Source organism: Chitinophaga nivalis (assembly GCF_025989125.1).
Classification (GTDB): Bacteria; Bacteroidota; Bacteroidia; order Chitinophagales; family Chitinophagaceae; genus Chitinophaga; species Chitinophaga nivalis.
In genome coordinates, this window is record NZ_JAPDNR010000001.1 from 5,132,429 (window position 1) to 5,146,457 (window position 14,029).

General features: G+C 50.9%; 1 protein-coding gene (only partly in view). It reads right to left on the reverse strand.

The genetic code is table 11. The features are described 5' to 3' along the window. Positions 1-14,029: the end of a non-ribosomal peptide synthase/polyketide synthase gene (locus tag OL444_RS20380; protein ID WP_264730154.1), read on the reverse strand. 62,969 nt of this gene lie beyond the right edge of the window; 14,029 of the gene's 76,998 nt are visible here — the last part of the coding sequence; the start codon falls outside the window, past its right edge; it ends in the stop codon at positions 1-3.

Below are 14,029 nucleotides of genomic sequence, written 5' to 3' on the forward strand. Positions count from 1 at the left end.
TTATTCCATCATTTTTTCTATGATTGTTTTCGCTTCCTCCAGCAGCCTGCCATGTTCCTGCTCCAGTGGCACCACCCGGATCTGATCTGCACCGGCCAATACCCGGTCGATATTATTGTAAGGCAGCGCCAGCATGTGTTGGGTATACCATTCATCTTTTTCTTCGCGCCATTCCCGCTCTACGGTCTTCATCGCTTTAAACAAGACTATTTTCGTATGCTCCAGCACCCGCGGCATTAACTGATCATCGAGATGCATATTATCCATAGACTGTTGCCGCAGGAAAATATTTCCTCTCATTTCTTCCTGGCGGAATACGCCATCCATCGCTTCTGCCCTGATGGCCAGCAACGCAGGGTCTGTTTCTGCAATACCGGAATCCAGTGTATAGATGGTAATATCCGTCACGCCTCTTGCTTCCAGCAGTGCAGCTATCTGCATGGCAATACGGCCTCCCAGCGACCATCCGAACAAAATGTAGCTGCCCGGATCTGTGGTGCCTTTTGCTTCATCTATGCATGCCAGATAGTGTTCGGCCAATTTGGTAAGATCGCTGAACTTGTTATCCGGATACAACAGGTTAAAGGCATCTACGCCGTAGCAGGTATATTTCCCTTCCAGCTGCGCTGCCAGCGGCGTATATACTTCGCATCCTGCAAAGCCAGGGTGTATCATATACAGCTGTGGCTTATCCGTAGTCTGGTTCAATTTTATCACCAACCGGTCCTTTTCTTTTCTATCCGCAATGCTTTGTGCCAGGTTCCGTACTGTTTTCGCAAGGAAGGCATCTACTATTTTAATGTTGGCCTCCAAGGTTTCATTGATCTGCCGTATCAGCTTAATCACCAGTATACTGTTTCCTCCCAGGCGGAAGAAGTCATCATCAATGCCTATTTTTCCGGTTTCCAGCCCCAATACCTCTCCATAAATAGCACATATCTTTTCATGTGTTTCATTCTCCGGCGCCCGGTAGGTCTGACTATCGGTGAGTAACGGATCGGGCAGTGCTTTACGGTCTACCTTGTCATTCACCGTCAGCGGCAATTGGGTTAAATGTACAAATACATCCGGGATCATGTAATCCGGCAGCTGTGCGGCCAGATACTGCTGCAACGCCTGTGTTTCCAGGGCAATACCTGCAGCATAGTACGCCACCAGATAATCACCGCTGCCGGAAGTATGCGCTTTCGCCAGCACGACTACCTGCCGGATATCCGGATGGGCTGTGAGCCTGTTTTCAATTTCACCCAGTTCCACCCGGTAACCGCGGATCTTCACCTGGAAGTCATTACGGCCCAGGTATTCCAGGTTACCATCCGGCGTATACCTGACCAGATCACCGGTTTTATACAGGCGGGCATTGATATTGGCAGCCTCCTCTGCTGCGGTACGGAACGGATTCTCTATAAACCGTGCAGCCGTTAACGTTGGATCATTCAGGTAACCGCGGGCCACCCCGGCGCCACCAATATATAGTTCGCCGGCAGCTCCTGGCGGAACAACGGCCCCATAGGCATCCAGCACATATACCGTTATATTCGGAACCGGACGGCCTATCGGTGTATAATCCGCTGTTTTATCGTAGTAGCTCAGGGTCGTACAAACCGTGCCTTCTGTAGGTCCGTATTCGTTAATAATGGTACCATCAAACGTCACTGCCGACAAATCCGGGAAGGCTTCGCCACCTGTGAAGATGAGCTGTAAGGAGGTGGTATAATGTAACAGGAAGTCCTGCAGCAATGCCGGTGGAATGCTCGTCACCGCAATCTGATGCCGGTTAATATAGGCACTCAGTTCATCCGGCGCCGTTCTGTGTTCATTACTGTACAGGTACAACGTATTACCATTACACAATCCAGGGAATACTTCCGTCACAAATCCATCGAACACATAGTTACAATAGCTGCCGATACGTTCATGGGTATCGAGGTGACGAATAGTAATAAAATTACTGATCAGGTTACATACACTTCTATGTTCCACCATCACCCCTTTGGGTTCTCCGGTGGTGCCACTTGTATAAATCACATAGGCGAGATTACCCGGATAAGCGGCAGGCGCCGGGTTCTTTTTGGAATAAGCCCGGGTAAGGCTGTTTTGCAGGTCTTCATTATCGATGACAACCACCGCTCTTGGCCGGCCATTGGTAAATGATTCCAACAGAGAAGCATACACGCTGTTGGTCAGCACGGCTTTCGCACGGGTATCCTGCAGGATATAGCCGATTCGTTCTGCCGGGTAGCCCGGATCTATCGGCACATACGCACCGCCGGCTTTTAACACCGCCAGCAGGGCTATCAGTATGTGTTGCGAACGATCCAGACAAACGGCTACCAGGTCATCCGGTTTGATTTTATGCACGGCTCTCAGGTAAGCTGCCAGCACATTTGCACGTTCGTTTAATTCGCGGTAGGTAAGTTCCTGTTCTTCATACACCACCGCTACCTTATCCGGCGTACGCATGACCTGTTGCTCAAACAAGCCGTGTATCCGCTGATTGGCCGCATAATCCTTCGTATTGGCGTTCCAGCTATGTACCACCTCCTCGAATTGTGTTTCGGTGAGATAACGGAAGCCGTATTCGTCTATTTCCGGATCTGCGATCAGTTGCGTCAACAGACTTTCCATTCCATCCAGCAATTGTTTCGCCGTTTCGCTGGCAAACAGTTCCCCGGCATATCGTAACCGGAAGGACACCTTCCCGCCCATCACCGCAGAAGCAAGTGCCAGCGGGTAGTCCAGGCTTTCTGAGGCTCCTTTGAAAGCAAACCGCAACGCGCCTTCTTCTCTTTGTACTTCGCCCTCTCTTTGTTCGCCTGCCGCAATCGGGTAATTTTCATATACAAACAATGTATTGAACAATCTTCGGCCGTCTTTCTGCAATCCTGCCAGACTTACTTCACTACGGCTGTTGGCCTCCTGTATCCGGCTCTGTAACGTACGGATCACTGCTACTGCCGGGCCAGACACATGTTCCAGCACAATCGGCAACGTATTGATGAATAATCCTACGGCCTGTTCGATGCCTGTTACCGGCAGGCTACGACCTGAAACCGTGATACCGGTGGCAGTAGTAGCGGTATGCCCATATACACTCAGCTGCTTATGCCACAGGTATTGCAGCAAGGAACTGACGGTGATACCCTGTGCAGCACAGAAATCATGTACTTCCCGACTCAGTGCATCCGGCAACACCAGTTCTGCCGCGGCAGATACTTCGATACTCCGGTAGTCAGCCAGTTTCACGTGCCTTTTTTCCGGTTTCAGTAATCCGCTCAGGTCTTCATCTGCCACAAATCCTCCTACATAGTTTTCCCAGTATGCCTGATTATCGGCCCGGTGCTCCTGCAGGTATTGCTGTACCTGTGCATAGCTGGTTTCCTTGTCTGTTTTCACAGGCAGGCCTTTCACCAGGTGCTGGTAGGTACCGTGCAGGTAGTTGAGGAGTATCGGCATGCTCCAGCCATCGAGGATAGCATGGTGGTTGCAGAAAATACAACTGTAGTGCGTTTCTCCACGTTTCACCAGGTATATCCTGAAAAGCCGCCCTGCTGCCATATTATAAGGGATCTTACGGTCGGCTGCCTGTAATCGTTTCAGTTGTTCTTCCTGGGTATCCGTATCAAAATGACTCATATCGATGTAGTGCCAGTCTGGTTCTCCTGCTTTATCTATCACCTGTACCAGGGCCTCTTCCCATGAAAAACGCAGGCGCAATACGGCATACCGTTGTTGTGTGTAGCGCCATGCCTGTTCCAGTTTATCCGGATCTATGGCATTCTGATAATCCCACAGGAGCTGTACGCAGTAAGCATCTTCCTGCTGATCCTGATACAGGGCATGGTAAATAAATCCTTCCTGTAAGCTGTTGGCCAGGTATATCCCTTCTATTTCGCGGGTGGCTTGCAGGGTCTGCAGCTGACTACCGGAAATGATGCCGGCAATATCGCTGCCCGTAAGGTAAGTGCGTGCCTGTGCACCCAGATAATGAATCACGGATTCCAGTGCCTCCCGGTATGCCGTAGCGAAGGCCGACATCACTTCACTGGTCAGCCGTCCCATGATACCGAAACGTAGCTGGCCATCCATCACCAGCCCATTGATGTTCAGGACCGGATAGTCCTGGTTGTCTGGCGCCGTTGCATAGCCCGCACTGTCGCCGGTGATAAACCAGTCTGCTGTATTGGCTTTGCCGGTGGTATCAAATTGTCCGAGGTAGTTAAAGTTAATCAGCGGCAGTTCCGGTTGTACATACCCATACAATGCCCCATAGCCGATACCGTTATGCTGAATATTGCGCAACGATTCCTTGACCGTGATGATGGTATTGCCGATATCCGTTTTATCTGTGGTATGCAGTTCTACCGGATACATCAGCGAAAACCATCCAACAGTACGGGTGAGGTCAATATCTGTAAACAGTCCTTCCCTGCCGTGTCCTTCCAGCAATACATAGTGCCGGTCGTGCTGCGTGATGTTGGCGAGGGCTATGCCCAGCGCACTTAGCAACAGGTCGTTGATACGGGTGTTGTATACTTCATTGCTGTTTCTCAGCAACAAGGCCGTATCTTCTTTGGTCAGTTCAAACGATACATGCCCGTTCCGCTCTCCGGCCTGTGCCCGCAAGGTGGCATTGGCAGCAGGTACGCCGGCAATGATCCGCTCCCAGTAAGGCGCTTCCAGCGTTACATTCGCTGCCATCGTAGTAGCATATTCCTTTACGGCGTGTACCCATTGCCGGTAGCTGCTGCCTTTTGTTCCCAGCAGTCCTTTCCCGGCAATATCGGTGAGCGTTACCCGTTCCATCCGTTCTCTGTTCACCATATCCGACAGGTGATGGTAAATCTTCTGCAGGTCGTCCAGCAGAATACGCATACTTACCGTATCGATAAGCAGGTGGTGTACGGCCAGCCAGATCCGTGCGCGATTACCACCGTAGCCATCCAGGTAGCCGACAGACAACAACGGTCCGTTAAACAGATCGAAGTTTTCCTGCCATTTCGTTAATACCACCGGGATTTCTTCCGGCGTAGCCAGGGTACTTACATCCAGGTAACGGAGCGGCACGTTGATATTTTCCTGATAATACTGGCGGTAACCATCTGTCTGTTTTTCGTACCGGAAGCGCAATGCATCATGGTAACCGAGCAACAGGTTTACACCATACTGCAGAATTTCTTTGTCCAGCAGCGGTACATCTATCATGTAGGCCTGGTTCCAGTGATGGTAAGACCGGTACAATCCTTTGTCTACAAGACCGAAGAACCATTCCTGTACCGGTAACAGCTGGCTGTCGCCACTCAGTATCCCTTGTTCGGATTTGATCTGTACCGTATCTGTAGCTGCCTGCGATAATACATTTTCATACAGGGCCGCGATGGTACGGTGTGTAAAGATATCGTCTATACCAACGGGCAAGGATAAACGTTGTCGTATCCGGCTTACCAGCTGAATGCTGACAATACTATCACCGCCCAGGCGGAAGAAATCGTCGTGAATACCGATGGCCGTACTTTCCAGTCCCAGCACTTCTGCATAGATCTCGCACAGCGCAGTTTCCGTAGCTGTTTGCGGCAACGCATGGGTGGTAGCTGTTGTCAGCAACGGATCCGGCAGCGCTTTCCTGTCCAGCTTACCGTTGGCGGTCAGCGGCAATTGATCCAGGTGTACCCATACTGCCGGCACCATGTATTCCGGCAGGTGGCTACCCAGGTATTCTTCTATCAGCGCGGTATCCAGCGGCTCGGCTGACACATAATAACCTGCCAGGTACTTACCGTTGCCGGCTTCCTGGTCTCTGGCCAGCACCGCTGCCTGCCGGATACCCGGATAGGCAGATAAGCGGTTTTCTATTTCACCCGGTTCAATACGATAGCCGCGGATTTTCACCTGGAAGTCGTTACGACCAATATATTCCAGGTTACCATCCGGCAGGTATCTCACCAGATCGCCTGTTTTATACAAACGGGCATGGCTGCCTGCCTGTACTTCTTCGGCTGTCCGGAAAGGATTGTCAATGAAACGTTCTGCTGTTAGTTCCGCCCGGTTCAGGTAACCGCGGGATACGCCGGCACCGCCGATGTACAGTTCCCCGCTGGCGCCGGCAGGTACCGGCAACAACTGGTTATCGAGAATGTATAACCGGTAGTTCCGGTAAGCCTTTCCGATGGAATAGTCGCGAACATCTTCATCTATTTCAAAATAAGTAGCGCCTACTGTTGTTTCTGTTGGCCCATATTCATCAATAATTTTTTCAGAGAACTGCAGGATCACGGCAATATGACTATCGAGTAATTTCTCCCCTCCCACAATCGTCACTTTCACGCGTATATCAGCGCCGCTATCTCCGGTGAGCAACGACAGGAACCCAGGGGTAGATTTCACCAGGTCGATACGATGCTCTTCCAGGTGTTGCTCATAGGCGATGACTTCCGTAATATCCTTGCCAAATACAAAGATGGTTTTACCAAAGCAAAGCGGATACAATGTAGTGGTCACCGACAAGTCGAAAGACAGGTTACCGGAGAAATCGACATGTTGTATATCAGCCGGCAAAGTATCCTGCAGGTTATACAAATAGTTCAGTACCGATGCCTGTTCTACCATGACGCCTTTCGGCTGCCCTGTAGTGCCACTCGTATAGATCACATAGGCCAGGTGTTCCGGACGGCATGCACTGGTAACGTTTTTAACCGGGTAAGCGCCTGCCTGCATTTCCCATTCTGCACTGTCAATTGCCATTACTGCTGTTGGCAAATCTGCCGCCAGGCCTTCCAGTTTCCAGGTATATTTATCATGGGTGAGTACTACTTTGGTTTGTGTATCTGCCAGGATGAAGGCTGTACGGTTATCCGGATAGTTAGGATCAATCGGTACATAGGCCGCACCGGATTTCAGTACACCCAGTACGGTAATCAGCATGGCAGCGGATCTGTCCAGACTGATGCCGATCAGATCGTCCGGTTTCACTGCATATGCTTTTTGCAGATATCCCGCCAGCTGGTTGGCCTTTTCGTTTACTTCGCGGTAGGTCAGTACCACGCCGTCATCTGCAATAGCCGCCAGATCCGGGGTACGTGCCGCCTGGTCTTCAAACAACGCCTGAATGGTTTGCCCCGCCGGATAGATTTTCGTAGTCGCGTTCCTGTTATGCAGGATTTCTTCCGATTGTGCCTGATCCAGCAAACGCCAGGCGGTAGTGGTAATTGCCGGGTTAGCCAGCAATTGTGCGGATAAATATCCCATACCATCCAGTAATTCCCGGATCCGGTTCTTTTCAAACAACTCTCCTGCATAGTGCAGCTGACAGATCACCTTGTCCCCTATTTCATAAATGTCCAGGGAGAGCGGATAATCTGTTTTTCCGGCAGATTCCCGCAGCGAGAATGCCAGCCCGGAGCCACCGGAACCGGAGGCTGGTATCGGGTTGTTCGTATAGGCAAACAGGTTATTGAACAAGCGTTTTCCATCTTTCTGTAACCGGGACAAGCTTACTTCACTGCGGCTGTTGGCTTCCTGTATCTGGGCCTGTAACGCCTGCATAGCGGCGACAACGGAACCGGCTGTGTGGATCACTACCACCGGCAGGGTATTGATAAATAAGCCCACGGAGGCTTCTACCCCTGGTACCGGTAAGTTACGGCCGGATACCGTCATACCTGTTACGGTAATATTCGTGTTGCCATACACACTCAGTTGTTTGTGCCAGAGATATTGTAATACAGCCGTTACCGTGAGACCATTGGTTGCGCAGAAATTTTTCAGTGCCGTATATTCCTGGTCACTATATACCAGGTGCGCTGTCTGAACCGATTGTATGTACCGGTAGCCAGCCAGGTCAGTAAAGCGTTTGGCAGGTTTCAGCAATCCACTCAGGTCGCCGGTTTCCGTTACCTGCGCCACATACTGATCCCAGTAAGCCTGGTTATCTTCCCGGTGTTGTTGTAAATATTGCTGGGCCAGCACATAACCGTAATCAGGAGCTACCAATACCGGTGTATTGTCCAGGAGCTGCTGATATACTTCGTGTACATATCCCATCAGGAGCGGTGCACTCCAGCCATCCAGGATAATATGATGATAGCTGAAAATACAGTTGTAGCTCGTTTCGTTGCGTTTGATCAGGCATAACCGGAACAAATTGCCGGCAGCCAGGTCGTACTGCCTGCCACGATCAGCAGCCATTAACCCACGCAGCCGTTCTTCCTGTTCTTCTTCCGGCAGCTGACTCACGTCGATATAGCGCCAGTCTGGTCTTGCTGACTTATCGATAATCTGTACCAGTGCTTCTTCCCAGGCAAAACGTAACCGCAACGCACTGTATTTCTGCTGGGCATAGCCCCAGGCCTGTTCCAGTTTTGCTACATCCAGGCTATTCTGATAATGCCATACCTGTTGTACACAATACCCTTCATCTCCGCCTTCATGATACAATGCGTGGTATATAAAGCCTTCCTGCAGGTTATTGGCGAGGTAAATACCAGCGGCCTCCCGATCCCCCTGCAGTACCTGCAGCTGCTGATCCGATACTACCTGTCCGATATCGCTGCCCGTCAGGTAAGTACGTTCCGCTTTATCGAGGTAATTCACCAGGGTTTCCAGTGCATGTTGGTAACCACTGCTGAAGTCGGCCAGTACTTCTGCCGGCAGATAACCAGTCAGGTTCACCTGTAATTGCCCGTTGACTACATATCCCTCAATGTCCAGTACAAAGGCAGAGCGATTGCCTGTACCAATTGACTGACCGCTGTTTTCACGGGTCACTGTCCAGGTGTTGGGGGCGTCGCCGGCTGTTGTTTTCTGTTCGCCGGCATAATTAAACCGTATCAGCGGTAACTCATGCGCTGTGTAACCATACAAGGCGCCATAACCGATACCACTATACGGGATTTTCCGCAGGGATTCTTTTACGGCAACAATGACCGCTCCAATATCTGCCTGATCGGCCGTAGGCAATACCACAGGATAGTACCGGCTGAAACGGCCTGCCGTACGGCTGATATCTATATCCGTTTTCCATGCGCTGCGGTCTTCGGCTTCCAGCAATACATAATGTCCACTATTTCCCGCAAGACTGAACATCGCGATACCCAATGCACTTAGCAGCAGGTCGGTGACGCGGGTATGGTATATCTCATGCGTGCTACCCAGCAGTAACGCAGTAGCTGCGGCATCCAATACAAAAGTGGTATGCCGCACCTTATCGGTAGCCCGGGCTTTTAACAGCCTGTTGCTGGCCGGCACATCTGCCTGGAGTTGTTCCCACCAGGCCGTTTCTGCCGGCAACGTAGCCGCCGCCACTGTTTGATAACCTGCTATAGCGTTTACCCATTGCCGGTAGCTGGTACCTTTCGGTTGCAGGATCACATGCGGCGCTATCCGTGCTGCCGTTGCCCACGATATACTGCCGCTGCCAATGGCATCAGACAGGTAATGATAAATCTTATGCAGGTCTTCCAGTATAATCTGCCGGCTGCTCACATCCAGTATCAGCTGATGGAAAGCCATATACAGGCGGGCCGTGTCATCTGCGTACCCTTCCAGGTAACCGATCTGCCACAACCGGCCATCCGACAGTTCAAAATTATTTTGCCAGCCAGTCAGGATCGTCGCCAGTGCAGCGTCGTCTGCTACACTGCTTACATCCAGGTAGCGGATATCTGCCGCTACGGTTTCCTGGTAATATTGTACATAGTCCCCGTTTTTACGCTCATAACTGAAACGCAGGGCATCATGGTACTGGCTCAGTTTTGTTACGCTGAGTGCCAGTATTTCCCTATCCAGCAACGGTACCCGTACGAGATAAGACCCGTTATGGTGATGCGCGGCCGGGTAAGTGCCTTGTGCCGCAGCGGCGAAGAACCAGGCCTGTACCGGCGCCAGCCCGCTCTCTCCTATTAATACGCCTTGTTCTGTTTGTATGTTTACCTTATCGGCAGCGGCAGCCACTACCTGATGATACAGTAAGGAAATGGTATTATACCGGAAGATATCTTTCACACTCACGGTAATACCTAAACGTTGCCGGATCAGACTCACTACCCGGATGCTGGCGATACTGTCTCCCCCCAGGCGGAAGAAATCGTCCTGTGTGCCCACGGTAGCGACATCCAGCCCCAATACACTGGCATAGATATCGCACAGCGCGGCTTCTGTTTCATTGGCCGGCGCCTGGTAATCCTGGCTGTCTGTCAGCTCCGGATCCGGTAACGCCTGTTTATCCAGTTTGCCGCTGGCAGTTAATGGTAATTTAGAGAGATGCACATAATTTACCGGCACCATGTGTTCCGGCAGCTCACGACTCAGGTGCTGTATCAGCAAGGTATCTTCCAGTGGTTCTACAGCCGTATAATAGGCCACCAGGTATTTACCGGAAGCATATGCTTTCGCCACTACCACTGCCTGATTAATGCCGGTGAAGGTCAGCAACCTGCTTTCTATTTCACCTGGTTCTATACGTTGGCCGCGTATTTTGATCTGTGCATCGTTACGTCCTACGAACTCTAGGTTGCCATCCGGCAGGTAACGTACCAGGTCACCTGTACGGTAAAGCCTGTCCTGCTGTACACCGGGTATAGCGGTACTTTCGCGGAAAGGATTTTCCACAAACCGTTCAGCCGTTAACGTTACCTGATTCAGGTATCCGCGGCTGACACCTGCGCCACCGACATACAGTTCGCCAATAGCGCCTACCGGTACCGGTACTAAATAATCATCCAGCACATAGGCAGTAGTATTGGCCAGCGGCCGGCCAATGGTACGGTTACTGCCGGTAGCGGTATATTCAAACAAGGTAGCACATACGGTTACTTCCGTAGGCCCATAGGCATTGATCACCCGTGTTCCCTGTGCATGGTATTGCAGCATCAGCTGTTCGTTGGTCACATCCCCTGCCACTACCAATGTTTTCAATGGCAGCAGATGAGTCGTATCCAGGAGCGCCGGTGGAATGGTACCGATATCAATCGTATGGGTCGTAATATATGCTTGTAGTAAATAAATATCTGTGCGGGTATCATCGTCCAGTATATGTAACTGATGTCCGTAAATCAGGCTGGTAAACACCTCACTCACATGGGCATCAAATACATAGTTGGCATACCACAGGCTTTGCTGGTGCACACCAGTTGCGAGGCCAAAAGCAGCGCCCTGTACGACGGCCAGGTTAGCTACGCTGTGATGTTCTACCATCACCCCTTTGGGCTGCCCGGTGGTACCGCTGGTGTAGATAATATAGGCCAGGTGTTCCGGATGTACCGCGCTTACCGGATTGGTAGCGGCATACACGGTAGCTGTTGTTTCATAGAACGCATGCCCTACCTGTACTACGGGCACAGTAACCGTTTCCGGCAGGCTGGTCGTCTCATCCGTGAGCACCACGGCAGCACGGGTATCTGATAAGATGTAATTTATTCTTTGTTCCGGATAGTCCGGATCTACCGGCACATAGGCGGCGCCGGATTTCAATACGGCCAGTATAGCAATCAGCATATATTCCGACCGTTGTAAACAAAGTACGATGGCTTCATCCGGCTGAACCGCATATTCACTTTGCAGGTAAGCTGCCAGCTGATTGGCCTTTTCATTCAGCTCCCGGTAAGTGAGTGACTGATCCTGGTACGTCACGGCAACATGGTCTGGTGTACGGACTACCTGCTGTTCAAACAAGGTATGCAAAGTCTGCGTAACCGGTGCCTCCTGCGTCGTCGCATTCCAGTCATACACCACCTCCTGATACTGTGTAGCCTCCAGGTAGCGGAACGAGGTAGCTGCTATGCCCGGATTAGTAAACAACTGCCCGGCCAGGCTTTCCATATCCAGCAACAATTGCCGGATGGTGGCTTCGCCGAATAATTCCGCCGCATATTTCAACCAGAAAATCAGCTTGTTGCCCGCAGTAAAGGATACCACTCCCAAAGGATAATCCAGTTTCTCTACGGCAGCACCCAGTGATATCTTCAATTCAGATCCGTTGCTGCCATCATGATCTCCATAGGCGGATATCGGGAAGTTTTCATAGGCAAACAGGTTGTTAAACAACCGCTTTCCATCTCCCCGGTGCAAGGAGCCCAAACTCACCTCACTACGGCTATTGGCTTCCTGGATGCGGGTTTGCAGCGCCTGTATGGCCGCCAGTACGGTGCCCGGCTGGTGTTCCAGTATGATGGGCAGTGTATTGATATATAACCCTACGGAATGTTCGATGCCTGCTACGGGCAGGTTACGGCCAGACAAGGTCATTCCCACAGCCGTAATAGTGGTATGTCCATACACACTTAACAACTTATGCCACAGGTATTGCAACACGGCACTGACGGTCACGCCGTTGGCAGCACAAAAATCATTCAGCGTCTGTGTAAAGGTTTCATCAAATACTTTTTCTTGCAGGGCAGATAATTGCACATGCTGGTAGTCAGACAAAACCACGTTCCGTTTTTCCGGCAGCAGCAGCCCGCTCAGGTCTTCTTCCGTTGTCAGCTGGGCTACATTGGTTTCCCAATATGCCTTGTGATCCAACCGGTGATCCTGTATATATTGCTGCGCCTGCAGATAGGTACTTTCCGCTTCTACGGTAACCGGCAGGTTTTGCCGCAGCTGCAGGTAAATGGCATGTACTTCACTCATCAGAATCGGGAAACTCCAACCATCCAAAATTGCGTGATGATTGCTGAACAAACAGCTATAAGCATCTTCCGCCCATTTCACCAGGTATACCCGGAACAGTTTTCCGGACGCCAGGTCGTAGGGAAGATCCCGGTCGGCGGTCATTAGTGCGATGGTAGCCGCTTCTTTGTCTTCCGCTGTTACCGCACTGTTATCTACATAGTGCCATTCCAGCGTTCCTGTTTTATCAATGATTTGTACCAGTGCTTCTTCCCATGAAAAACGCAGGCGCAGCACACTGTATTTCTGTTGTACCAAACGCCAGGATTGTTCCAGCAGCGCCAGGTCCAGCGGATTATGATAATGCCACATGGCCTGTACGCGGTAGGCATCATCTACTTCACCCTGGTTGAGCGCATGGTAAATAAATCCTTCCTGCAAGCTGTTGGCCAGATATACACCGGCAACTTCACGGTCTTGCTGTAATGCCTGCAGACAGGTATCTGAAACAATATATTCAATATCACTACCTGTGAGATAAGTACGATGGGTATTACTGAGATAAGTAATCAATGTTTCCAACGCTTCCTGATAAGCAGCCGCAAAAGCAGTTACTGCTTCCGGTGCTAAATGACCTGTTACATTAAACCGCAACTGATCTTCCATCACAAATCCATTTATGCTCAGGATATTGTGGTCTCCGTTTTTCTCCGATACCGCAACGCCACTATGTTCTCCCAGTATAGACCAATCGCTGCCATCGTTGCCCGCCTGTTTTTCAAACTGCCCCAGGTAGTTGAAACTGATCTGTGGCAATGCCGGTTCCACATAACCATACAGGGCGCCATAGCCAATACCGTTATGCGGGATCTTCCGCAACGATTCTTTTACGGCAATAATCGTATCGCCGATATGTTGTGGCGAAGTACTCAGCTCTACCGGGTACATCAACGTAAACCAGCCGATCGTATGGGTAATATCCACCTCTGCCGACAATGGTTCCCGGCCGTGGCCTTCCAGCAATACATAGTGCCGGCTGTGCTGTGTAAAGGCAGTCAGCGCTATACTCAGGGCACTAAGCAGCAGGTCGTTGATACGGGTATGATATACGGGGTTGACTTCCCGCAGTAATTGTGTCGTATGTTTTTCATCCAGTGCAAACGCTGCATGGCTGATCTGTGTGGTCACCCTATCCTGCAGCAAAGCGTTACTGGCTGTTACATTGGCTACTACCTGCGACCAGTAAGTGGTTTCCGCTGTTAAGGTAGCGGTATCCACGGTCGTCTGATAAGCTGCGACTGCGTTTACCCATTGCCGGTAGCTGGTGCCTTTGGCGCCCAGTATGGTATCTGCAGCGATACCTGGTATGTCTGTCCAGGTCAGGGTACCATTACTCAACCCTGTTGCCAGGTGATCATACAGTTTC